The sequence below is a fragment of the Streptomyces sp. NPDC058157 genome (genome assembly GCF_042884105.1).
In the GTDB taxonomy this organism is placed as follows: domain Bacteria; phylum Actinomycetota; class Actinomycetes; order Streptomycetales; family Streptomycetaceae; genus Streptomyces.
Genome location: NZ_JBHVUQ010000128.1, coordinates 1 through 22,338, shown reverse-complemented (window position 1 = coordinate 22,338; position 22,338 = coordinate 1). Strand labels below are relative to the sequence as shown.

The following is a 22,338-nucleotide window of genomic DNA, read 5'->3' as shown; positions in this document are numbered from 1 at the left end:
CCGTCCAGGAGTCCGGCGGGACGACCGACAGGGCCGCCGAGACGACCGACGCCGGGGAGCCCCCGGCCATGGCCGCCGCCACCCCGGCGGCGACGGCCTGGCCGCCGTAGATGCCCTCCCCGTCGTGGCTGACCGACCCGTCCACGGCGACCAGCCGGGCCGCCTCCGCCGGGCGGCCCGCCGCGAACACCCCGAACGGGGCCGCCCGCATCGCCAGCCCGTCCGACCACGCGTGCCGGTGCTGCGCCGAGATGGGCGCGGCCAGACCCCGGCGCAGGTTCTCCAGCGTGCCCCGCTCCGAGAAGCCGGCCCCGCGGAACGGCCCCTCGTCCAGGTCGGCGATCCAGTGGTGCCAGGCCCGTTCCACGTGGGCCACGGTCAGCGCCGATCCGTGGCGCGCCAGCAGCAGGCCGGAGAAGATGGCGTACTCGGTGTCGTCCGTCCCCGCCGGGTCCTCCGACACGAACCCCTCGATGCGGCCCCACCGCGCCCGGATCTCCGACGGCTTCATGTTCTCCGCCGGGGCGCCCAGCGCGTCACCCACCGCGAGGCCCAGCAGCGCGCCCCGGGCCCGTTCCAGGAGGAGCTGCGGAGGGACCTGCGGAGGGACCTGCGGATTGCATGCGACCGGCTCCATGGCGCGCCTCTCCCACGTGATGGGGACCCATCATGAGCCCCTGGGGGATTTGTGCCACGCCATGTGGTTTGTCGCTTGCCGCGAAACACCCCGCGAACACCCCCGTCACCCGGTCGCCGACCCGCGAAAGCCCAGGTAAGTACGGCCTTCCTTGCTGGCGGCGGCCGTAAATCGTGCGTAGTTTCGAGGTGTTCAGGGGAGTGCCCGGGGAGGGCACGGCTGCGCGTCGCTTTCGCGTACCCACTCATGCGAAAAGGGGAGATACGCCGCATGTCCATCATCGACACCGAAGCGCCGCTGCACACCGCCCACCGCGACAACCACACCCACCGCGACGTCAACGGCGGCTGGCTGCGCCCGGCGGTCTTCGGCGCCATGGACGGGCTCGTCTCCAACCTCGCGCTGATGACCGGTGTGGCCGGCGGCGCGGTGGCCCCGGCCACCATCGTCATCACCGGCCTCGCCGGTCTCGCCGCCGGCGCCTTCTCGATGGCGGCCGGCGAGTACACCTCCGTCGCCTCGCAGCGCGAGCTGGTCCTCGCCGAGCTCGACGTGGAGCGCCAGCAGTTGCGCAAGCACCCGGTCGACGAGATGGAGGAGCTCGCGGAGCTCTACGTCTCGCGCGGGGTCGAGCCGGCCCTCGCCCGCGAGGTGGCCATGCAGCTGTCCCGCGACCCGGAGCAGGCGCTGGAGATCCACGCCCGCGAGGAGCTCGGCATCGACCCCGACGACCTGCCCTCGCCGCTCGTGGCGGCCGTGTCGTCCTTCGGCTCCTTCGCGCTGGGCGCGCTGCTGCCCGTGCTGCCCTACCTGCTCGGGGCGACCGCCCTGTGGCCGGCCGTGCTGCTGGCGCTCGTCGGCCTCTTCGCCTGCGGCGCGGTGGTGGCGCGGGTCACGGCCCGGTCCTGGTGGTACAGCGGTATGCGCCAGCTTGTCCTGGGTGGTGCCGCGGCCGGTGTGACGTACGTCCTGGGAACCTGGATCGGCGGCGCCATAGGCTGAACGCCCTGGGAGTGAGACACTATGCAGGACGCAACATAAGTAGTCTCAGATCCGGTGGTTTCACTTCCGTTGCCGCCGGGCATCAGACCAGGGCGTCGGGCAAAGATGCCCGTTTCGCGCCGGGGCCTTCATCCCGAGCCGTATACGCGGAAAGCTCTCTCAGCTCGTTCCACCCCCCGCAGCCCACCGAAGGTCCCTTCTTTCTGCCTCGGGCAGTGTCCGCATAGTGGAATGTGATATCCGCTTCTCGGAATCACGGCCATCATGTAGCCTGCACGAACTTTCGCAGAGGGCCAACGTCGTCCCTCGGCCAGCACATTTGCCACGACGACGACGGGAGAGCCGATGCGTTCCGCATCCACGCACTCCGCGACCGGCCCCAGCACCACCGCCTGGTCGCCCATGGACGGTCGCCCCGCCCAGCAGGGCATGTACGACCCGCGCAACGAGAAGGACGCCTGTGGCGTCGGATTCGTGGCGAACCTCACCGGCGAGGCCACCCACACCCTCGTCGAGCAGGCCCTGACCGTCCTGCGGAACCTCGAGCACCGCGGCGCCACCGGCTCCGAGCCGGACTCCGGCGACGGCGCGGGCATCCTCTCCCAGGTCCCGGACGCCTTCCTGCGCGAGGTCGCGGGATTCGAGCTCCCCGAGGCCGGCGCGTACGCCGTCGGCATCGCCTTCCTCCCCGCCGACGGCACCGCACAGGCCGTCGCCGTGGAGCGCATCGAGGCCATCGCCGCCGAGGAGAACCTGACGGTCCTCGGCTGGCGCGAGGTGCCGGTCACCCCCGACCTGCTCGGCAACGGCGCCCGCACCACGATGCCCGCCTTCTCCCAGCTGTTCGTGAGTGGGGGCACCTCCCAGACGGAGTCTGGGGGAGGGACGACCGGCATCGAGCTGGACCGCAAGGCGTTCGTCCTGCGCAAGCGCGCCGAGCGCGAGGCCGGGGTCTACTTCCCCTCGCTCTCCGCCCGCACCATCGTCTACAAGGGCATGCTGACCACCGGCCAGCTGGAGCCCTTCTTCCCGGACCTCTCCGACCGCCGCTTCGCCTCGGCGCTCGCCCTGGTCCACTCCCGGTTCTCGACGAACACCTTCCCGTCCTGGCCGCTCGCCCACCCGTACCGCTTCGTCGCGCACAACGGCGAGATCAACACGGTCAAGGGCAACCGGAACTGGATGAAGGCCCGCGAGTCCCAGCTGGCCACCTCCGCCTTCGGCGAGGCCGCCCTGGACCGCATCTTCCCGATCTGCACCCCGGACGCCTCCGACTCCGCCTCCTTCGACGAGGTCCTGGAGCTCCTCCACCTCGGCGGCCGCTCGCTGCCGCACAGCGTGCTGATGATGATCCCGGAGGCGTGGGAGAACCACACCTCCATGGACCCGGCCCGCCGCGCGTTCTACCAGTACCACTCCACGATGATGGAGCCCTGGGACGGCCCCGCCTGCGTCACCTTCACCGACGGCACCCAGGTCGGCGCGGTCCTCGACCGCAACGGTCTGCGCCCCGGCCGCTACTGGGTCACCGACGACGGCCTCGTCGTCCTCGGCTCCGAGGTCGGCGTCCTCGACATCGACCCGGCCAAGGTCGTCCGCAAGGGCCGCCTCCAGCCCGGGAAGATGTTCCTCGTCGACACCGCCCAGAAGCGGATCATCGAGGACGACGAGATCAAGGACGAGCTCGCCTCCGCCGCCCCGTACGCGGACTGGCTGGAGACCGGCGAGATCGAGCTGACGGACCTCCCCGAGCGCGAGCACATCGTCCACACCCACGCCTCGGTCACCCGCCGCCAGCAGACCTTCGGCTACACCGAGGAGGAGCTGCGCGTCATCCTCGCCCCGATGGCCCGCACCGGCGGCGAGCCGCTCGGCTCCATGGGCACGGACTCCCCGATCGCGGCCCTCTCGGAGCGCCCGCGCCTGCTGTTCGACTACTTCACCCAGCTGTTCGCGCAGGTCACCAACCCGCCGCTGGACGCCATCCGCGAGGAGCTCGTCACCTCGCTGCTCTCCTCGATCGGCCCGCAGTCCAACCTGCTGGAGCCGACCGCCGCGTCCTGCCGCAGCGTCACCCTGCCCTTCCCGGTGATCGACAACGACGAGCTGGCCAAGCTCATCCACATCAACGCCGACGGCGACATGCCCGGCATGAAGGCCGCCACGCTCTCCGGCCTCTACCGGGTCTCCGGCGGCGGCGAGGCCCTCGCCGCCCGGATCGAGGAGATCCGCGCCGAGGCCGACGCCGCCATCGCGGCCGGCGCCCGCCTCATCGTCCTGTCGGACCGCCACTCGGACGCCGAGCACGCGCCGATCCCCTCGCTGCTGCTCACCTCCGCCGTCCACCACCACCTCATCGCCACCAAGCAGCGCACCCAGGTGGGCCTGCTGGTCGAGGCCGGCGACGTCCGCGAGGTCCACCACGTCGCCCTGCTCATCGGCTACGGCGCCGCGGCCGTCAACCCGTACCTGGCCATGGAGTCCGTCGAGGACCTCCTGCGCGCGGGCACCTTCATCGAGGGCATCGAGCCCGAGAAGGCCATCAAGAACCTGATCTATGCCCTCGGCAAGGGCGTCCTGAAGGTCATGTCCAAGATGGGCATTTCCACCGTCGCCTCCTACCGCGGCGCCCAGGTCTTCGAGGCCGTCGGCCTGAACGAGGAGTTCGTCGGCACCTACTTCAGCGGCACCGCCACCAAGATCGGCGGCGCCGGCCTGGACGTCATCGCCAAGGAGGTGGCCGCCCGCCACGCCAAGGCCTACCCCGTCTCCGGCATCGCGGCCACGCACCGCGCGCTGGAGATCGGCGGCGAGTACCAGTGGCGCCGCGAGGGCGAGCCGCACCTGTTCGACCCGGAGACGGTCTTCCGCCTCCAGCACGCCACCCGCAACCGCCGGTACGACATCTTCCGCAAGTACACGGACCGGGTGAACGAGCAGTCCGAGCGCCTGATGACGCTCCGCGGCCTCTTCGGCTTCAAGTCCGACCGTCCCGCGATCTCCCTCGACGAGGTCGAGCCGGTCTCCGAGATCGTCAAGCGCTTCTCCACCGGCGCCATGTCGTACGGCTCCATCTCCCAGGAGGCGCACGAGACCCTCGCCATCGCCATGAACCAGCTGGGCGCCAAGTCCAACACCGGTGAGGGCGGCGAGGACCCGGACCGCCTGTACGACCCGGCGCGCCGTTCGGCGATCAAGCAGGTCGCCTCCGGCCGCTTCGGCGTCACCTCCGAGTACCTGGTCAACGCGGACGACATCCAGATCAAGATGGCGCAGGGCGCCAAGCCCGGCGAGGGCGGCCAGCTGCCCGGCCACAAGGTCTACCCGTGGGTCGCCAAGACGCGTCACTCGACGCCCGGCGTCGGCCTGATCTCCCCGCCGCCGCACCACGACATCTACTCGATCGAGGACCTGGCCCAGCTGATCCACGACCTCAAGAACGCCAACCCGGTCGCGCGCATCCACGTGAAGCTCGTGTCCGAGGTCGGCGTCGGAACGGTCGCGGCCGGTGTCTCCAAGGCCCACGCGGACGTCGTCCTGATCTCCGGCCACGACGGCGGAACGGGCGCGTCTCCCTTGACGTCCCTCAAGCACGCGGGCGGCCCCTGGGAGCTCGGCCTCGCCGAGACCCAGCAGACCCTGCTGCTCAACGGCCTGCGCGACCGCATCGTCGTCCAGACCGACGGCCAGCTCAAGACCGGCCGCGACGTGGTCATCGCCGCGCTGCTCGGCGCCGAGGAGTTCGGTTTCGCGACCGCGCCGCTCGTCGTCTCCGGCTGCGTCATGATGCGCGTCTGCCACCTGGACACCTGCCCGGTCGGCATCGCCACCCAGAACCCGGTCCTGCGCGACCGCTTCTCCGGCAAGCCCGAGTTCGTCGTGAACTTCTTCGAGTTCATCGCCGAGGAGGTCCGCGAGATCCTCGCGGAGCTGGGCTTCCGCACCATCGAGGAGGCCGTCGGCCACGCCGAACTCCTCGACACCAGCAAGGCCGTCACCCACTGGAAGGCCCAGGGCCTCGACCTGGAGCCCCTCTTCCACGTGCCGGCCCTGCCCGAGGGCGCGGTCCGCCACGCCCTGGTCGAGCAGGACCACGGCCTGGAGAAGGCCCTCGACAACGAGCTCATCGAGCTCGCCGCCGACGCGCTGAACGCCGAGACCGCCGAGGCGGCCCGCCCGGTCCGCGCCCAGGTCGCGATCCGCAACATCAACCGGACCGTCGGCACCATGCTCGGCCACCACGTCACCAAGAAGTTCGGCGGCGCGGGCCTGCCCGACAACACCATCGACCTCACCTTCACCGGTTCGGCGGGCCAGTCCTTCGGCGCCTTCCTCCCCAAGGGCGTGACCCTGCGCCTGGAGGGCGACGCCAACGACTACGTCGGCAAGGGCCTCTCCGGCGGCCGCGTCGTGGTCCGCCCGGACCGCGCCGCCGACCACCTCGCCGAGTACTCCACCATCGCCGGCAACACCATCGGCTACGGCGCCACCGGCGGCGAGATGTTCCTGCGCGGCCGCACCGGCGAGCGCTTCTGCGTCCGCAACTCCGGCGCCCTGGTCGTCTCGGAGGGCGTGGGCGACCACGGCTGCGAGTACATGACCGGCGGCACCGCGGTCGTCCTCGGCGAGACCGGCCGCAACTTCGCGGCGGGCATGTCCGGCGGCGTCGCGTACGTCATCGACCTCGACCCGCGCCAGGTCAACTCGGGCAACGCGGAGGCCGTCGAGGCCCCGTCGGACGAGGACAAGCTGTGGCTGCACGATGTGGTGCGCCGCCACGAGGAGGAGACCGGCTCGACCGTGGCCGCGAAGCTCCTGGCTGACTGGGACGCCGCCGCGGCCCGCTTCAGCAAGATCATCCCGACCACGTACAAGGCAGTGCTCGCCGCCAAGGACGCCGCTGAGCTGGCCGGACTCTCCGAGTCCGAGACCACCGAGAAGATGATGGAGGCGGCGACCCATGGCTGACCCGAAGGGCTTCCTCACCACCCCCCGCGAGACCGCCTGCACCCGTCCCGTCGCCGAGCGCGTCAAGGACTGGAACGAGGTCTACGTCAAGGGCTCGCTGCTCCCGATCATCAGCAAGCAGGCCGGCCGCTGCATGGACTGCGGCATCCCGTTCTGCCACAACGGCTGCCCGCTCGGGAACCTGATCCCCGAGTGGAACGACTACGCCTACCGCGAGGACTGGGCGGCCGCGTCGGAGCGCCTGCACGCCACGAACAACTTCCCGGAGTTCACGGGCCGCCTGTGCCCGGCCCCGTGCGAGTCGGCGTGCGTGCTCGGCATCAACCAGCCCGCCGTCACGATCAAGAACGTCGAAGTCTCGATCATCGACCAGGCCTGGGACAACGGCGACGTCACCCCGCAGGCCCCGGACCGCCTCTCCGGCAAGACCGTGGCCGTCATCGGCTCCGGCCCGGCCGGCCTGGCCGCCGCCCAGCAGCTGACCCGGGCCGGCCACACCGTGGTCGTGTACGAGCGCGCCGACCGCATCGGCGGCCTGCTGCGCTACGGCATCCCCGAGTTCAAGATGGAGAAGGTGCACATCAACCGCCGCATCGAGCAGATGCGCGCGGAGGGCACCAAGTTCCGCACCGGCATCGAGGTCGGCCGCGACATCACGGCGACGGACCTGCGCAAGCGGTTCGACGCGGTCGTCGTGGCTGCCGGCGCCACCGTCTCCCGCGACCTCCCGGTCCCGGGCCGCGAGCTCAAGGGCATCCACTTCGCGATGGAGTACCTCCCGCTCGCGAACAAGGTCCAGGAGGGCGACTTCATGGCGCCCCCCATCACGGCCGAGGGCAAGCACGTGGTCGTCATCGGCGGCGGCGACACCGGCGCGGACTGCGTCGGCACCGCCCACCGCCAGGGTGCCCTCTCGGTCACCCAGCTGGAGATCATGCCCCGCCCGTCGGAGGACCGCCCGGCGGCCATGCCGTGGCCGACCTTCCCGATGCTGTACAAGGTCACCTCGGCCCACGAGGAGGGCGGCGAGCGGATCTACTCCGTCTCCACCACCCACTTCGAGGGCGACGAGGACGGCAACGTCCAGGCCCTGCACCTGATCGAGGTCGCCTTCGAGGACGGCAAGCTCGTCCAGAAGCCCGGCACCGAGCGCGTCCTCCCCGCGCAGCTGGTCACCCTGGCGATGGGCTTCACCGGCACCGACCAGGCCAACGGCCTGGTGGAGCAGTTCGGCGTGGACCTGGACGAGCGGGGCAACATCGCCCGCGACGCCTCGTACGCGACCAACGCCGACGGCGTCTTCGTCGCCGGCGACGCGGGCCGCGGCCAGTCCCTGATCGTGTGGGCCATCGCGGAGGGCCGCTCGGCCGCCCGCGGCGTGGACCGCTATCTGACGGGCACGAGCGCCCTCCCGTACCCGGTCAAGCCGACGGACCGCTCCCTGATGGTCTGAGTTCCACCCCCCGCCCTCCCGGCGGGACCCCTCATACGGTCCGTACAACGAAGTACGGCACTCGACACCGCGCCCGCCATGTCCCCGACCAGGGATGGCGGGCGCGGTGGCGTTCTGTAGTCGTATGAATGCGTTCGGCTGAACCTTCAGGTTGGCGGGGGTTACGCTTCGCAGGCAAGGGGATTGCGGAAGCGGGGAGTTGGCTCATGGCCAAGTCGAAGGGCGAGGGCGCCGCGCAGAGTCCGGAGGAGTTCGCCTCCGAGGAACTACGGCGCCACCGTATTGCCGCCGGACTCACGCAGGAGGGTCTGGGCGAGCGGATCTTCACCAGCGGCTCGTACATCGGCCAGATGGAGTGCGGCCAGCGCCGATTGCGGCCGGAGTTGGCGAGGCTGATCGACAAGGAGCTCAAGACGGGGGACTACTTCTTCCGGCTGGCGAGATCCTTCAAATCCAAGCAGGTCGACGACTTCGCCGATGTGGCAGAGCTGGAAGCCCGGGCGGCGGCCCTCTACGAATACGGCGCCGCCCTGGTGCCCGGTCTGCTCCAGACAGAGGACTATGCCCGGGAGGTGATGCGCTCCGCCAATCTCACCAGGCTCGCAGAGGGCATCGACGCCATGGTCTCGTTCCGCAGGAATCGGGCGCGACTGCTCGACGACCCGACCACCCCCGAATTGTGGGTCATCCTGCACGAGGCGGTGCTGCGGACGGAGGTCGGAGGGCCCGGCTTGATGGCGGCACAGTTGCGGCACATCGCCTCCCATGCCCGGGCCCACCGGATCGCCGTCCAGGTGGCGCCGTTCTCGGCCGGATCGCATGGCGTGCTGGGTGCGTGCGTGGTCATCATGCAGTTCGCCGACGCGCCCGACGCGGTCTATACGGAGGGGCCCTGTGTGGGGCACCTGCTCGACGAGCCGGATTTGGTTCGGGGCCACTGGAAGCGCTACGAGCTGGCCCGGGCAGCAGCCCTGTCACCGGCTGTGTCCCTGACCTTGATCGAGTCCGCGGCGGAGGAGTACGCGAAATGCGCGCAGATGTGAACGGCCTGTCCTGGAGGACGTCTTCGTACAGCAACTCCGAAAACAACAGCTGCGTCGAGGTCTCCGACGACCTCCCCGGCACCGTCCCCGTCCGCGACAGCAAGCTGCGCGGCGCCGGTCCGGTCCTGGTCTTCCCCGGAGCCGCCTGGGTCCCGTTCATCCAGGACGTCAAGCGGCTCCGAGCCTGATCCCGTACCGCAGCGGCTACTCCGGCTGGACGACCACCGCGCCCCAGCGTATCGACGGGGACGAGGTGGTCACCGTGGCGCCGAAGCTGCCCGACAGGCCCGTGCCCAGGGGGACCGTGATGCGGGACGGGGTGTCCTGCGGGCAGGTCAGGGAGAACGGGGCCGGGTCGCGGTCCGGCTGGTTGGGGAAGTGGAAGGACACCTCGATGCTGCCGCCGCCCTCGCAGGCGAAGGTGGTGGAGGTGTCCAGGTGGGCGTTGAGGCCGCCCGAGACGAAGCCGCTGGAGCCGGTGACCTCCGGGACCCAGATCACGCCGTCCGGTCCCGGATAGCCGATCAGTTCGTCCGCGGCTGACGCCTGGCCTGCGCCCGTACCCAGTGCGAGGACCGCCGTGAACGCCGCGACCGTGAACGCCTTGTGCTTCATCTCTTCCCCCTCGGATGTCGGTGAGTCGACCGTCCCACGGTAAGTGCCGCCACTGACAACGCCCGTGGGGTCAGGGGGTGCCCCGGGCCGTGAGCGCCGCCAGGGCCGCTCGGGTGGTGACGCCCGTCTTGCGGTAGATGTGGGAGAGGTGGGTGTCCACCGTGCGGGGGCTCAGGTAGAGGCGGGCCGCGATCGCCGGGGTGGTCAGGCCCTCCGTCACCAGGGCCGCGATCTCGCGTTCGCGGGGGGTGAGGTGGGGGAGGGGGGACGCGGCGGGGGCCGGCGGGAAGAGGTCCGCCAGGCCCGTCAGGAGGCGGGCGCCGCCCGTTTCCGCCAGGCGGCGGCCCCGGTGCCACAGCGTCGACCCCCTGCGGGAGCCGCCCGAGCGGGCGGCGAGGGGGGCCGCCATCAGCAGGGCCTGGGCCTCCCAGAGCGTCGCCCCGACACGGGCCGACTCCGTCGCCGCCCGGACGTAGAGGTCCGCCGCCGCTGCCGGTTCGTCCCGTGCGGCCCGTACGACCGCCTCGCTGCGCAGGGCCGACGCCCGCTGGGTGGGGAGGGCGAGGCGGGCGGCGTCCGCGTGCGCCAGGGCCGCCCAGGACTCCGCCTCCGCGAGGTCCCCCGCCGCCACCGCCGCGTTGACCAGCGCCTCCAGGAACAGCGGCCGCATCGACGGCTGGAGGCCCGTCAGCTCCGGACCGTGCCCGGCGCGCAGCATCGCGGACCGGGCCCGCTGGTGGTCCCCGGAGTACAGGGCCGCGTAACTCAGCACGCACCAGCCGAGCGAGGCCCACCAGCTGCTGCGGACCCCGGACAGCGCGACCGCCTCCTGCGCGAGTGCCAGCGGGGTGGTGTCGCCGGGCGGGAGGGACGGGATCAGTATCTGGGCCTTGTTGCCCAGCACCAGGCCCAGCAGCTCGTCGCTGCCGATGCCGCGCGCGATGTTCTCGGCCTCCTCGGCCAGCTCCAGCGCCGACTCCAGCCGGCAGGTGTTCATGTGCACGACCGCCTTGCACACCAGCAGGTGCGGCAGCAGGTGCGGCGGCCCCACCCGCCGGGCCAGCGCCAGCCCCCGGTCCGTGTGCCGTTCCGCCTCCGGGAAGCGGTCCAGGTAGAACTCCGTCCAGGCGAGGCGGGCCAACGGTTCGCACAGGTCGGCCAGTTCCCGGTCGGCCAGCGCGTCGACCCGTACGGCGGCCCGGTCGGCCAGCCGCCGGGCCGTCGCCGGGGCCAGGCCCCCGTACGTCTCACCGAGCGCGGCCGTCGTCAGCGCCCCCGCGGCGGCCGGCTCGTTGCGCAGCCGCAGGGCCAGCCCGTACGTCCGCAGCACGTCCTCGCGCACCTCCGGGTACGACAGGACGTGCGGAGCGCACGTGCCCAGCTCCAGCCCCAGTGCCAGCGCGTCCGCCGGGCGGGGCGCGGGCCGGCGGGCCAGTTCGCGGCGCAGCAGTGCCACCGCCTCGCCGTACCGGCCGAGGTGGCGCTCCATCGAGGCGCACAGGGTGACGGCGGCCGCGCGCAGCCCGTCGTCCCGGGCGGGGACGGTGGCGTCGATCTGGGAGATCAGGGACATCAGGAGGTCCCGGCTCGCGCGCAGTTCGCCGCACGCGCTCAGCGCCCGGGCCCGCCGCAGCAGCAGTTCCCGGCGCCGGGCGAGGTACTCCGGGGTGTCCGGCAGGATCCCCAGCACCACCCCCAGCCAGTGCGCGCAGCTCGCCGGGGCCGTGGTCTGCGCCTGCCCGGCCGCCTCCAGCAGGGCGGCCGCGGCCCGTGGGTCCCAGCCCGTGAGCGCCCGCTCCACGTGGTGGGCCCGTACGGTGGCGGCCGCGCCCGCCCCGGCCAGCGCGGCGGCCGCCCGCCGGTGCAGGGCCGTACGCCGGCGGGGCCCGGTGTTCTCGTAGACCACCGTCCGCAGCACCGGGTGCCGCAGCGACCAGCTCCCGCCCGGGCCCGGGCGCAGCAGGTCCCGGCCGGCCAGGGCCGCGAGGTGCGCGTCGAGGAGGTCGGGGCCGGCCACCTCGGCCGTCTCCGCGAGCACCGGCGCGGTGGCCTGGTCGCCGAGCACCGCCACCGCCTCGGCGGTCCGGCGCTGCGCGGCGGTCAGCGGGGTCAGCTCGTCCAGGAGCAGCGCGGTGAGCCCGCCCGCCGGGACGGCCGGTCCGGCGGACTGGCCCTGGAGCAGGGTGAGGAAGTAGAGGGGGTTGCCCCCGCTGGCGGCGTACAGCCGGCCCGCGCGGTCGGGCGGCAGCCCCGGCGCCAGCTGCTCCACGCAGGTCCGCTCGGCGAGCGGACCGAGGTCCAGGCGCAGCACGGCACCGGTGTCGACGCCCCGGGTGAGCGCGGCGGCGAGGGAGGCCGAGGTCTGCCGGTCCCGACGGGCCACGACGAGGAGCACCGGCCCGCGCGGGGGGTGGCGCACGAGGTGGTCGAGGAGCTCGAAGGAGGCGGGGTCGGCCCAGTGCAGGTCGTCGAGGGCGACGAGCAGGCCGTGGCCCTGGGCGGTCCCGCCGCCACCCCGGGCGAGGGCGGAGAGGAGCCGCGCCGTCGCCCGGTGCATGGCGAACCGGTCGACCGGGGCGTCCGCCGCGCCGTACGCCCCCGCGGGTTGGGGCGGGTCCGGGGCGGGCCCCGCGCCCGGACCCGGTTCCCCGCGCGGGGCGGCCTCGGGGCGGGGGCCGGCGCCTGGCATCGGGCCGGGGCCCGCGCCCCGTTCAGGGCTCCGGCCCAGGCCCGCTCGGCCCGGTTCCCGGCCCGCGTTCTGCTCCGGGCCCCGGCCTGCGTACGGGTCCGGCCCTGCGTCGGCGTTTCGCTCCCCGGCCCCGGCCCCGGCCCCGTCACCGCCCGCGTACCGCTCCGGGGACGGCGTCGTCGGGCCCGGGGCGGACGGGATGCCGTGCAGGAGCGGGGTCACCGCCGGGTCCGGGGGGTGGCCCGCCGTCGCCTCCGGGTCCAGGTCGGCGAAGGCGTCCGTGAACACGTGGAAGGGGATGTGCCGTTCGTACTCCGTGGCCCGCCCGCGCAGAACGGTCAGGCCCCGGGCGCGGGCCCGTCGGCAGACCTCCGTGAGCAGGCGGCTCTTGCCCATGCCCGCCGGGCCCGTGAGGTCCACGACCCCCGGCCCGTCGCCCGCCGCGCCGACCACCGCACCGATCACCGCGTCCAGCCGGTCGAGTTCGGCCCCCCGGCCGACCAGCGGAGCCCTGTCCACCATGACGCCTCCCCGGGGGACCGGTACCCGCATTCGGCGCCGGGGATACGTAGGGGCTGCGTAGGCGGTTCTACGGATGCCGCCCGCGCGGCCCGGCTGCCAGCATCGGAAGTGGTTCCGGTCCTGCCAGTTTGGAGTCCCGATGCGTCGATTACGGCTGCCCGCCCCCGCGTTCCTCTCCCTCTGCGCCCTCGTCCTCGCGGGCTGCTCGGGCGTCGGGTCGGGGGCGGACATCGGGGCGGGAGCGCCCCGGTCCAAGACCTCCGCCCCCGCCTCCCCGTCCGCCTCCGCGTCGCCTTCCGCTTCCCCGTCCGCCGCCGCCCCGTCGGGCGTCGTCCCCTCGGGCACCCCGGCCTCCGCGCCCGCCGCCCCGTGCACCGCCACCAAGGGCCTGGACCCCGCCGCCCTGACCGGCTACCTCAAGGGCCTCAAGAGCAGCGACCGTACCGACTCCGAAGCCCTGTTCATGGTGGACACGGGGATGTACCTCCGGCTGGTGAAGACCCAGCCGCCCTGCGAACCGGTCCCGGTGAGACTCGGCTACTTCCGGGTCGAGATGTCCCACTCGGCCGACTCGGCCGGCTACAAGTTCACCTACGCCCCGATCCGCACGGTCACCGTCGCCGTGGGCCCCTACGACGGCAAGGTCGACGGCAGCGAACCCCCGCAGCCCTCGGGGTGCGGCGGCGTCCTGTCCGTGGCCTACCTGGGCCGGGACCTCGTCGAGAGCGACCTCCCGCACACCCTTCAGCTGCCGTCCGCGGACTCGACGCTGGACTGGGTGATCGCCGACGTGGAGCGCGACGGCGTCCTGGACGCCGTCTTCAAGCCCCCCGCCGGCTTCCGGGGCTGCTGACCCGACCGCCGGACGGGATCCGACCACCGGCCGGGCGGGATCCGACCGCCGGACAGGATCCGGCCGGCCGGGCGGGACGGTGCACCGTGGGGGTGCGCACCGCCCCGCCCGGCCCCGGGGGCGTGCGCCCCCCGGACGGGGTCATCCACGGGGCGCCGCACCGCAGTTGACGCGGCCGCGGTGTAGCGGTGGGTCCATGCCCTCGCGAACGCCGCTGCGCGGCCTCCTCGGAGCCGCCCTGCTCCTGCCCCTCGCCTCCCTCGTCTCCCTGGCGTCCCTCCCGCCCGCCGTCGCCGCGGACGGCGGGCGCACCGTCGACTACCGGGGGCTGCACCTGACCCTCCCCGCGGACTGGCGGGTCGTCGACCTCGACCGCGACCCCGGCGCCTGCCCGCGCCTGGACCTCCCCACCCTCTACCTCGGCCACGCCGGCCCCCGGACCCGCTGCACCGGCCGCCGCGCCGTCCCCGAGCGCGCCGACACCCTCCACCTGGAACCCCTGGCGGACACCCCGCCCCGCGCCGACGTCCCCACCCTCCCCGTCCCCGACGGCGCCGAGCCGCCCCCGGCGGAGGGCGCCAGCGCCGAGGTCCGTTACGCCCTGCACGGGCCGGGGGTGATGGCCACGCTCTCGTACGGGGCCGGACCGGAGACCGTACGGAACCTGCTGGCACGCGCGCTCGCCGACGCGCCCACCGGCGGCCCGGGCTCCGCCCCGGCAGCCCTCCACGCACCACCGCCCGCACCCGCCCCGAACCTCACCCAGGCTGCCTTCACCGGCCACGGCTTCGACGCCTGCACCGCCCCCTCCCCGCGGTCCATGGACACCTGGCGGGCCGACTCCCCCTTCGGCGCGGTCGGGATCTACATCGGCGGCCGGGCCCGCGCCTGCGCCCAGCCGCAGCTGACGGCCGACTGGGTGCGCCGGCAACTCGCGGCCGGCTGGCACCTGATGCCGATCTGGGTGGGCCCGCAGCCCTGGAACAGCACGAGCACCGGGCTGTCCACCGACCCCGCCGAGGCCGCCGACCAGGGCCGCGAGGCCGCCGAAGCCGCCGCCGCGGCGGCCGACGCACTCGGCCTGCCTGCCGGCACACCCCTCTACGACGACCTGGAGAACTACGCCGGCCGCGACACCTGGGACGCCCCGGTCGTCGCCTACCTCACCGCCTGGACCGTACGGCTGCACGAGCTCGGCCACCACGCGGCGGCCTACGTCTCGGCGAGCTCGGGAGCCGAGGCCCTCGCCGCCCACTACGCCCAGGCCCCCCAGGCCATGCCGGACGTCCTGTGGGTGGCCCGCTGGAACGGCGCCGCCTCCGTCACCGACGCCGACATGGGCCTGCCCACCGGCACCACCCAGTGGCCCGGCCCGCGCCGGGCCCACCAGTACCAGGGCGACCACGAGGCCACGTACGGCGACGTGACGATCGACATCGACCGCAGCTGGGTGCACATCGACCAGAAGACCCTCCCGCCCCTCCCCGCCCTCCGCTAGCGGTCGGCCAGGGGTCAGCTCGCCGGGACCTCGCGGGGTGGTTCGTCGTCGTTGCCGCGGCGGAGGGTGCGCAGGCCGTGGGTGGGGGTCCAGGTGCGGACGACCAGGTCGTCGCCGTCGACCGCCGTGTGGACCACCTCCGTCAGGTCGGCGTGGAAGAGGTGGAAGGGGTGCGGGGTGTCCTTCTCCTCCGCGTAGCGGTGGAGTTCGGGCGGGTCCACGATCTCCATTGCGCGGCCCGAGATCCGGACGTCCCCGTCGGGCATCGTGTCGTCCGGGCCGGGGTTGGTGTGCAGGGCGAAGCGCGGGTCGTGCTGGAGGTCGCGGGCCTTCAGCGAGCCCGCCATCATGCCCAGCCACAGCTCGCCTCCGCGGAACTCCACGTTGAGCCCGGTTAGCCGGGGCGAGCCGTCCTTGCGCAAGGTGGCCAGGACGTGGTGGGGGAACTGCGCGAAGCGGGCCTCCACCGCCTCCGCGAACTGCGGTTCCGCCTTCTCGAACGCTGCCCAGTTGTTCGTCGTCATGCGTCCATCAAAGCGCGCCCCGCCGCCGGCGGCCGGTCAGGCGCGCACGATGCCCGCCCGGCGCGCCGCGGTCAGCCAGGCCGGGAACTCGGCGACGAGCTGGTCGTACAGGTCGGCGTCCGGTACGGAGCGCGGGTCCGGGCCCGCGTGGAAGTAGCCCGCGTTGTCGACCACCCGCTTCTGCGGCACGGGCAGTTCGTCCAGGCGGCGCAGGAAGTCGAACTGGCTGCTGCGGGTGTTGCCGAAGCCGACGAACTGCCAGAAGAGGGGCAGGCGGGCGGCCTTGCACAGGTAGCGCTCCGCCGCGAGCTTGTTCACCGGGCCGCCGTCCGTCTGGAAGACGACCAGGGCGGGGTCGGTGGAGCCCGAGTCCAGGTAGTGGTCGATCACCGCGTCCATCGCCAGGTGGTAGGCGGTCTTGCCCATGTGGCCGAGGCCGGCGGCGATCTCCGTGACCCGGCCCCCGTGGCCGGAGAGGGGGACCTCCTCGATCGCGTCGACGTCGGTGGAGAAGAAGACGACCGGTACGCGGCCGTCGGAGTCGAGGTGCGCGGACAGGCCGAGGACGCGGTCCGCGAAGGCCTGGACGGTGCCGTCCGCGTAGTACGGGCGCATGGAGCCGGAGCGGTCCAGGACCAGGTAGACGGCGGCCCGGCCGTCCTCCAGGCCGTGCTTGCGCAGCGAGACGCCCGCGTTCTTGTACAGGCTCACCAGGGCCGGGGCCGTCTCCTCGACCTTGCGCAGGCTGATGGCGCCGGTCACGGTGCGGGGTCCGGGCGCGGGCGGCCGTGCAGGGCCTCGATGTCCTCCAGCATGGCCGCCGCGAGGTCGCGCTCGGACGCGTAGTACCGCTCGGCCCACTTGAGGGTCAGGGTGGGGTAGGCCCAGGCCTCCTCCTCCTGCGCCGCCGCCACGTCCGCCTCCGCGCCGCGCCGCATCCCCTCGGCGAACTCCCGCTGCCGGAGGAGGAGTTCCCGCATCTGTTCCGGCTCCAGCAGGTGGCCCAGCCACAGCCGCAGCATCGGCCCGTGCTTGAGCACCGGAGGGTCGACGGGCGCCTCGCGCGCCCACCGCCGTACGGCGTCCAGACCGGCTTCGGTGATCCGGTAGACCCGCTTGTCGCGGGTACCGGTGTCCTGGGCGACCATCCGGGAGGAGGCGTAGCCGGCCTTCTCCAGGCGCTTGAGCTCGCTGTAGATCTGGCTGAAGGAGGGGCTCCAGTAGAAGAAGCGCAGCGACCAGTCCGACCACTTCTTCAGGTCGTAGCCGGAGAGTTCCTCACCGAAGGAGAGCAGCCCGAGCACTGCCCAGCTGGTCGCGGGGAGCGTGCGCCGGGCCGCCCCGCCGGGAGTCTCCACTGTCGTCTCGTCTGCCACGCAGCGCAGTCTACGACCGGTTCCGGTGGGACTCTTCCCTGTGTGCAATATGACTGCTAGGTGTATGCCTATTAGGTATATGGAGGGTTGGGTCGCTGTTCAACTCCCGCTGTTCGTATGGAGGAAGCGTGATCTCGCTGGACGGAAAGGTCGTCGTCGTCACCGGCGCCGGGCGCGGCCAGGGCGCCGAGGAGGCCAGGCTGTGCGCGCGGGCCGGGGCGCGGGTCGTCGTGACCGACCTCCGGGAGGAGGAGGGCCGGGCGGTCGCCGCGGAACTGGGCGACCGGGGTCTGTTCGTGCGGCACGACGTGGCCGACGCCGACGGCTGGGCCGGGGTGGTCCGGGCGGCGGTGGCCGCCTTCGGGACGGTGTCGGCGCTGGTCAACAACGCCGCCCTGTGGCGCACCGCGCACGTGGAGGAGCAGAGCAGGGAGGGCTTCGAGGAGCTGCTGCGGGTCAACCTGCTGGGACCGTTCCTCGGGATCCAGGCGGTGGCGCCGGTGCTGCGCGCGGGCGGGGGCGGGTCGATCGTCAACGTCTCCTCCACCGCCGGGCTGGTCGGCATCCGGGGCCACGCGGCCTACGGGTCCACGAAGGCCGGCCTGCGCGGGCTGACCCGCTCGGCGGCGCTGGACCTGGCGGGGGACGGGATCCGGGTCAACTCGGTGCATCCCGGGGCCATCGACACGCCCATGGTGGCCGGAGCGGTCGAGGGGCGGGACTGGTCGCACGTGCCGCTGGGGCGGATGGGGAGCCCGGGGGAGGTGGGGGAGCTGGTGCTCTTCCTGTGCTCGGAGGCCTCCTCGTACGTCACGGGCGCCGAGTTCGTGGTCGACGGCGGGATGACGGCGCGATGAGCGGGGGTTCGGGGCGGGGTTCGGGGCGGGGTTCGGGTCGGGGTTCGGGTTCGGGCTCGCGTTCGGGTTCGGGTTCGGGGGAGATGGGTCCGTCGGCGCGGGACCCGCTGTCGCCGGACGCGCGGGCGCTGTGCGAGGCCATGGCGGCGGGCTTCCCGGGGCCCGGGGACGTGGCGGCCCTGCGGGCGGCGGTGGCGGCCGGGGCGGAGCGGCCGGGCGGGCGGGGGCCCGAGGTGGCCTCGGTGCGGGACGCCGAGGCCGGCGGGGTGCCGGTGCGGGTGTACGACCCCGCGCCGGGGGAGCGGGGGCGGGTGCTCGTGGTCTACCTGCACGGCGGGGGCTGGGTGATGTGCGGGATCGACACGCACGACGCCCTCTGCCGCGAGCTGGCCGCGGCCTCGGGGGCGGTGGTGGTCTCGGCCGGCTACCGGCTGGCCCCGGAGCACCCCTGGCCGGCGGCGGCCGACGACGCCCTCGCCGTGCTGCTGTGGGCGCGGGCCGGGGCGGACCGGCTGGGCTGCGACCCGGGGCGGGTGGTGGTGGCGGGGGACTCCAGCGGGGGCAACCTGGCGGCCGTCACCGCGCTGCGGGCGCCGGAACTGCTCGCCGGCCAGCTGCTGGTGTACCCGCCGCTGGACGCCTCGATGGGGTCGGAGTCGGTGGCGGTGTACGGGCGCGGCTACTTCCACACCGCCGCGCACATGGCCTGGTACTGGGACCGGTACGGCGGCGACCCCGCCCACCCGCACGTCTCGCCGCTGCGCGCGCCGGACCTGTCCGGGCTGCCCCGCACGCTGATCGTCCTCGCCGACTGCGACCTGCTGCGGGACGAGGGGCTCGCCTACGCGCGCCGGCTGGGGGAGGCGGGGGTGGACTGCGAGGTCCGGCTCCATCCGGGGGTCTTCCACGGCTTCCTCGGCCTGCCGCTGCCCGCCGCGGCGGCGGCCCGGGCGGGGGCGGCGGCGTGGATCGCGGCCACGGGGAGGCGCGGCACGGGGAACGGGGCGGCCGGATTCGAACCGGCGTCCTCCTCCTGAGCAAGGAAGCGCAACGACCTCTGTGCTACGGCCCCGTCCTTGCGGTCATCCTAACCGCCGAGTCGAACCGCCGAGTCGAACCGCCGGGTCGAAGTAGATGCCGGGGCCGCTGGCAGTTAAATGCCAGCCGGGCAGGGCTGGTTGACCCTGCGGAGCGGCGGCGGCTAATTTCCGATCCGGGCGCCGTCCATCCGGTCGAGGAATTCTCCGCGGGGGAGGAACAGAAATGTCTCCGAACGTCAGCACGCCCGTCCGTCCGGTCCCGAAAGTAAAGGGCCGGCCCGTCATCGGAAACACCTGGGAATTCAAGAAGGACCGGCTGGAGCTGTTCCGGCGCACCTTCGAATCCTGCGGCGACATCGGCACGTACCGGCTCGCCGGACAGGACTGCTATTTCGTCAATTCCGTGGAGATGGCACACGAGATCCTGATCAGGAACGGGTCGCTGTTCGAGAAGACGGACCGTTTCCGCGCCTTCGCCCGGCCACTGCTCGGCGACGGGCTGCTGACGGCCCCCAACGAGGACCACAAACGCAACCGCAGGCTCATCCAGCCGCGTTTCCGCACCGCGGTGATCCGCAATTCCGCGCGGACGGCGGCGCGGGTCGCGGCCGAGGTGGCCGGCGGCTGGGCCGACGGCGAGGTCGTCGACGTGCGCCGCGAGATGGTGCGCCTCGTGCTGGGCGTCGTCGGTCACAACCTGTTCAGCCGGGACGTGCTGGCCGAGGCCGACGAACTGGGGAACGCGCTCACCGACGCGATCCACGGCTTCGACTCCCAGGCCAGCGCCCTCGTCCCGCTGACCATCGAGTGGCCCACGCCCGCGAACCTGCGCTACCGCCGGGCCATCGAGCGTCTGGAGGGGACCTTCACGGCGGTCCTGGCCGAGCGCCGGGCCATGGCGGAGCGGCCCGACGACTGGCTGAACCTGCTCATGGAGTGCGTCACGGAGGACGGCGCCCCCCTCGGGGACCGGCAGATCCGGGACGAGGCGCTCAACATGTTCATGCCCGGCCACGAGACCACGGCCACGGCGCTCACCTGGAGCTTCCACCTCCTGGACCGGCACCCCCGGGTGTACGAGCGGCTGCTCGCCGAATCGGACGCGGTGCTCGGCGGCAGGACGGCGGCCCTGGAGGACCTGGAGCGGCTGCCCTACGCCCTCCAGGTGTTCAAGGAGGCCATGCGGCTCTACCCGCCGGTCTACATGTTCTCCCGGCAGGCCACCGCGGACGTGGACGTGCTGGGGCACCGGATCCCGGCCGGCGCCTGCGTGATCTTCAGCCCGTACACCCTGCACCGGCGGGCCGACTACTTCGAGGACCCGGAGCGCTTCGACCCCGACCGCTTCGCCCCGGAGCGGGAGGCCGCGCTGCCCCGGCACGCCTACATGCCGTTCGGCGCGGGGCACCGGGTCTGCATCGGGAACAACCACGCGCTGCTCGGCGGCCAGGTCGCCCTCGCCACGCTGGCCGGACAGGTGCGGCTGAGCGCCCTGCCGGGGACCCCGGAGCCGGTGAACGAACCGATGGTGACCCTGCGGCCGCGCGGCGGGATGCCCATGCGGGTCACCCGGCGCACCGGCCCGGACGCGCCGGGCCCCTCCTCCCGCGCGGCAACGGCCCCGGCCCCGGCCCGCTGCCCGTACCCGCACGCCGGGACGGCGCCGGAGGGCCGCGCGGGCCACCCGTAGCGCCGGCGATTTGGAGCAGCCGCGCCGGCCGGGTACCTTCCTTCTCGAAGGCGCCGCTAGCTCAGTTGGTTAGAGCAGCTGACTCTTAATCAGCGGGTCCGGGGTTCGAGTCCCTGGCGGCGCACCTGACCTTCGGGCGGTTTCCGGTTATCCGGGAGCCGCCCGAAGTCGTTTCCGGCCCCCGGCCTTGTCCGGGCGGGCTCTCGTCCCGGTCCCGGGCGGTGGGAAGAATGGCGGCATGACGACTCGTGCCAGGTCCTTCGATGCCGCCGCCGCCCTCTACCACTCCTCCCGACCCGGGTACCCCGACGCGCTGTTCGACGCCGTCGAGGAGCTCGCCGGGGCGGGCCTGCGCGGGGCCAGGGTGGCGGACGCGGGGGCCGGGACCGGCATCGCCAGCGCCCTGCTGCACGCGCGCGGGGCCCGGGTGCTCGCCGTGGAGCCCGGTGACGGCATGGCCGCGGAGCTGCGCCGCGCGCACCCCGGGATCCCGGTCGTGCGCGGCGACGGCGACCGCCTCCCCCTGGCCTCCGGCTCCCTCGACTTCCTGACCTACGCCCAGGCCTGGCACTGGACCGACCCGGCCCGTTCCGTCCCCGAGGCCCGCCGCGTGCTGCGTCCGGGCGGGGCCCTCGCCCTCTGGTGGAACGACCTGGACCTGACCGTCCCCTGGATCGCCGAGCAGGACGCGCGGCTCGCCGCCTTCTTCGGCGTCCCCGCCGGCGCCCAGCCGAGGGAGGACCCCGAGGAGCTCGGCCTCACCACCCGCGAGGTCCGCTGGGCGCGCCGGATCCCGCTGGACGCGCACCTCGCCAACCTCTCCAGCCACTCCGCCTTCCTCCTCCTCGGAGAGAGCGCCACCCGGGAGTTCACCGGGGCCGAGCGGGAGCGGCTGCTGGAGCGGTTCCCCGACGGGACGGTCGAGGAGGCCTACGTGGTCACCCTCCGCGTGGCCGTCCTCTGAGGCAGGCCGCGCACCACCTCCGCCCGGCACTGCGACGGGCCGCCCCAGGCGTCGCGCAGCGGCCGGGCCTTGCGCAGCCACAGGGACAGGTCCAGCTCCTCCGTGTAGCCGACGGCCCCGTGCAGCTGGAGGGCGGTGCGGGCGGCCCCGTACGCCGCCTCCCCGGCGGTCAGCTTCGCCGCCGCGACGTCCCCGTCCGACAGGGACAGCGCGGCCGCCCACAGCAGCGGCCGGGCGAACTCCAGCTCCAGCAGGGTGTCCGCCAGCCGGTGCTTGACGGCCTGGAAGCCGCCGACCGGCACCCCGAACTGGGTGCGCTGCTTCACGTACGCCACCGTGCGCGCCAGCAGGGCCTCGCCGACGCCCAGGCACTGGGCCGCCGTCAGCAGCCGTGCCCACCGCGCGGCCGCCCCGGCGGCGGCCGCCACCGCCGGACCGGACGCCAGCAGCTCCCCGCCCGCCGCCGGAACGCCCAGCCCGCGCGCCGGGTCCAGGGAGGGCAGCCGCCGCCCCCACCCCGGCGCCAGCCACAGCTCACTCGAGGCCGGGGCCGAGGCCGAGGCCGGGGCCGCACCAGTGTCCGGCACCGCTGCCGCGCCCAGGGCCG

At 73.5% G+C, this 22,338-nt stretch carries 18 protein-coding genes and 2 tRNA genes; 12 read left to right on the top strand and 8 right to left on the bottom strand.

Annotation, left to right across the window (positions count from 1 at the left end; translation table 11 throughout):
- Nucleotides 1–637: ADP-ribosylglycohydrolase family protein (locus ACFVXK_RS26915; protein WP_389615916.1), on the bottom strand; the 637-nt coding region annotated here is incomplete at its 3' end.
- A gap of 270 nt (nt 638–907) precedes the next feature.
- Here ACFVXK_RS26915 and ACFVXK_RS26910 point away from each other — a divergent pair.
- From ACFVXK_RS26910 to ACFVXK_RS26890, 5 genes are all read left to right on the top strand, one after another.
- Entirely contained in the window at nt 908–1,639 is a 732-nt protein-coding gene (locus ACFVXK_RS26910; RefSeq protein WP_358896938.1) for a VIT1/CCC1 transporter family protein, read from the top strand.
- A 402-nt stretch (nt 1,640–2,041) separates the two neighbouring features.
- Nucleotides 2,042–6,607, top strand: a complete 4,566-nt coding sequence (gene gltB / locus ACFVXK_RS26905; RefSeq protein WP_389615925.1) for a glutamate synthase large subunit — start codon at nt 2,042–2,044, stop codon at nt 6,605–6,607.
- Complete coding sequence (locus ACFVXK_RS26900) at nt 6,600–8,060, top strand: glutamate synthase subunit beta (RefSeq protein WP_389615913.1); 1,461 nt, start codon at nt 6,600–6,602, stop codon at nt 8,058–8,060. Before gltB ends, ACFVXK_RS26900 begins: the two co-directional genes overlap by 8 nt.
- Nucleotides 8,061–8,266: 206 nt before the next feature.
- Complete coding sequence (locus ACFVXK_RS26895) at nt 8,267–9,103, top strand: helix-turn-helix domain-containing protein (protein WP_389615910.1); 837 nt, start codon at nt 8,267–8,269, stop codon at nt 9,101–9,103.
- Nucleotides 9,088–9,291 (top strand): DUF397 domain-containing protein, encoded by a 204-nt coding sequence (locus tag ACFVXK_RS26890; protein ID WP_389615907.1) that lies wholly within the window; start codon nt 9,088–9,090, stop codon nt 9,289–9,291. Before ACFVXK_RS26895 ends, ACFVXK_RS26890 begins: the two co-directional genes overlap by 16 nt.
- Before the next feature lie 16 nt (nt 9,292–9,307).
- On the opposite strand, the gene ACFVXK_RS26885 is transcribed toward ACFVXK_RS26890, so the two are convergent.
- Nucleotides 9,308–9,718, bottom strand: coding sequence for a hypothetical protein (locus ACFVXK_RS26885; RefSeq protein WP_389615904.1), 411 nt, complete (start codon nt 9,716–9,718; stop codon nt 9,308–9,310).
- 70 nt (nt 9,719–9,788) lie between these two features.
- Nucleotides 9,789–12,929, bottom strand: coding sequence for an AAA family ATPase (locus ACFVXK_RS26880; RefSeq protein WP_389615901.1), 3,141 nt, complete (start codon nt 12,927–12,929; stop codon nt 9,789–9,791).
- Nucleotides 12,930–13,068: 139 nt separating this feature from the next.
- Here ACFVXK_RS26880 and ACFVXK_RS26875 point away from each other — a divergent pair, with 139 nt between their 5' ends.
- Together ACFVXK_RS26875 and ACFVXK_RS26870 are read left to right on the top strand one after the other, a co-directional pair.
- Nucleotides 13,069–13,782 (top strand): hypothetical protein, encoded by a 714-nt coding sequence (locus ACFVXK_RS26875; RefSeq protein WP_389615898.1) that lies wholly within the window; start codon nt 13,069–13,071, stop codon nt 13,780–13,782.
- 196 nt (nt 13,783–13,978) lie between these two features.
- Nucleotides 13,979–15,280, top strand: a complete 1,302-nt coding sequence (locus tag ACFVXK_RS26870; protein WP_389615895.1) for a DUF1906 domain-containing protein — start codon at nt 13,979–13,981, stop codon at nt 15,278–15,280.
- Nucleotides 15,281–15,294: 14 nt separating this feature from the next.
- Here the strand turns inward: ACFVXK_RS26870 and ACFVXK_RS26865 are convergent, their stop codons facing one another.
- The 3 genes from ACFVXK_RS26865 to ACFVXK_RS26855 are packed head-to-tail and all read right to left on the bottom strand — an operon-like array spanning nt 15,295 to nt 17,189.
- Nucleotides 15,295–15,804: a pyridoxamine 5'-phosphate oxidase family protein gene (locus ACFVXK_RS26865; RefSeq protein ID WP_389615892.1), complete on the bottom strand. Its 510-nt coding sequence runs from the start codon at nt 15,802–15,804 to the stop codon at nt 15,295–15,297.
- Nucleotides 15,805–15,840: 36 nt separating this feature from the next.
- Nucleotides 15,841–16,566: a VWA domain-containing protein gene (locus tag ACFVXK_RS26860; protein ID WP_389615889.1), complete on the bottom strand. Its 726-nt coding sequence runs from the start codon at nt 16,564–16,566 to the stop codon at nt 15,841–15,843.
- Nucleotides 16,563–17,189 carry a PadR family transcriptional regulator gene (locus ACFVXK_RS26855; RefSeq protein WP_389615922.1) on the bottom strand — a complete coding sequence of 209 codons (627 nt, stop codon included), beginning with the start codon at nt 17,187–17,189 and terminating at the stop codon, nt 16,563–16,565. The genes ACFVXK_RS26860 and ACFVXK_RS26855 overlap by 4 nt, the downstream gene beginning before the upstream one ends.
- A gap of 119 nt (nt 17,190–17,308) precedes the next feature.
- On the opposite strand from ACFVXK_RS26855, the gene ACFVXK_RS26850 reads away from it, so the two are divergent.
- On the top strand, nt 17,309–18,037 hold the full coding sequence (locus ACFVXK_RS26850; protein WP_389615886.1) for an SDR family NAD(P)-dependent oxidoreductase: 729 nt from the start codon (nt 17,309–17,311) through the stop codon (nt 18,035–18,037).
- The gene (locus ACFVXK_RS26845) at nt 18,034–19,074 is read left to right on the top strand and encodes an alpha/beta hydrolase (RefSeq protein WP_389615919.1); all 1,041 of its coding nucleotides are present in this window, start codon (nt 18,034–18,036) and stop codon (nt 19,072–19,074) included. Before ACFVXK_RS26850 ends, ACFVXK_RS26845 begins: the two co-directional genes overlap by 4 nt.
- On the opposite strand, the gene ACFVXK_RS26840 is transcribed toward ACFVXK_RS26845, so the two are convergent.
- A tRNA-Ser gene (locus ACFVXK_RS26840) sits at nt 19,037–19,110 on the bottom strand. The two genes, ACFVXK_RS26845 and ACFVXK_RS26840, sit on opposite strands and share 38 nt — an antisense overlap.
- A gap of 190 nt (nt 19,111–19,300) precedes the next feature.
- On the opposite strand from ACFVXK_RS26840, the gene ACFVXK_RS26835 reads away from it, so the two are divergent.
- From ACFVXK_RS26835 to ACFVXK_RS26825, 3 genes are all read left to right on the top strand, one after another.
- Entirely contained in the window at nt 19,301–20,767 is a 1,467-nt protein-coding gene (locus ACFVXK_RS26835; protein WP_389615883.1) for a cytochrome P450, read from the top strand.
- A 50-nt stretch (nt 20,768–20,817) separates the two neighbouring features.
- Nucleotides 20,818–20,891, top strand: a tRNA-Lys gene (locus tag ACFVXK_RS26830).
- A gap of 114 nt (nt 20,892–21,005) precedes the next feature.
- Nucleotides 21,006–21,731, top strand: a complete 726-nt coding sequence (locus tag ACFVXK_RS26825; protein ID WP_389615880.1) for a class I SAM-dependent methyltransferase — start codon at nt 21,006–21,008, stop codon at nt 21,729–21,731.
- Here the strand turns inward: ACFVXK_RS26825 and ACFVXK_RS26820 are convergent.
- Nucleotides 21,698–22,338: acyl-CoA dehydrogenase family protein (locus ACFVXK_RS26820; protein WP_389615877.1), on the bottom strand; the 641-nt coding region annotated here is incomplete at its 5' end. The two genes, ACFVXK_RS26825 and ACFVXK_RS26820, sit on opposite strands and share 34 nt — an antisense overlap.

What these genes read in the sequence shown, in the direction of transcription:
- ACFVXK_RS26875 (WP_389615898.1), top strand. Translation starts at nt 13,069, where the DNA reads ATGCGTCGATTACGGCTGCCCGCCCCCGCGTTCCTCTCCCTCTGCGCC.
- ACFVXK_RS26865 (WP_389615892.1), bottom strand. Translation starts at nt 15,804, where the DNA reads ATGACGACGAACAACTGGGCAGCGTTCGAGAAGGCGGAACCGCAGTTC.
- ACFVXK_RS26910 (WP_358896938.1), top strand. Translation starts at nt 908, where the DNA reads ATGTCCATCATCGACACCGAAGCGCCGCTGCACACCGCCCACCGCGAC.
- ACFVXK_RS26890 (WP_389615907.1), top strand. Translation starts at nt 9,088, where the DNA reads ATGCGCGCAGATGTGAACGGCCTGTCCTGGAGGACGTCTTCGTACAGC.
- ACFVXK_RS26825 (WP_389615880.1), top strand. Translation starts at nt 21,006, where the DNA reads ATGACGACTCGTGCCAGGTCCTTCGATGCCGCCGCCGCCCTCTACCAC.
- ACFVXK_RS26870 (WP_389615895.1), top strand. Translation starts at nt 13,979, where the DNA reads ATGCCCTCGCGAACGCCGCTGCGCGGCCTCCTCGGAGCCGCCCTGCTC.
- ACFVXK_RS26885 (WP_389615904.1), bottom strand. Translation starts at nt 9,718, where the DNA reads ATGAAGCACAAGGCGTTCACGGTCGCGGCGTTCACGGCGGTCCTCGCA.
- ACFVXK_RS26895 (WP_389615910.1), top strand. Translation starts at nt 8,267, where the DNA reads ATGGCCAAGTCGAAGGGCGAGGGCGCCGCGCAGAGTCCGGAGGAGTTC.
- ACFVXK_RS26900 (WP_389615913.1), top strand. Translation starts at nt 6,600, where the DNA reads ATGGCTGACCCGAAGGGCTTCCTCACCACCCCCCGCGAGACCGCCTGC.
- ACFVXK_RS26880 (WP_389615901.1), bottom strand. Translation starts at nt 12,929, where the DNA reads ATGGTGGACAGGGCTCCGCTGGTCGGCCGGGGGGCCGAACTCGACCGG.
- ACFVXK_RS26835 (WP_389615883.1), top strand. Translation starts at nt 19,301, where the DNA reads ATGTCTCCGAACGTCAGCACGCCCGTCCGTCCGGTCCCGAAAGTAAAG.
- gltB (WP_389615925.1), top strand. Translation starts at nt 2,042, where the DNA reads ATGGACGGTCGCCCCGCCCAGCAGGGCATGTACGACCCGCGCAACGAG.
- ACFVXK_RS26845 (WP_389615919.1), top strand. Translation starts at nt 18,034, where the DNA reads ATGAGCGGGGGTTCGGGGCGGGGTTCGGGGCGGGGTTCGGGTCGGGGT.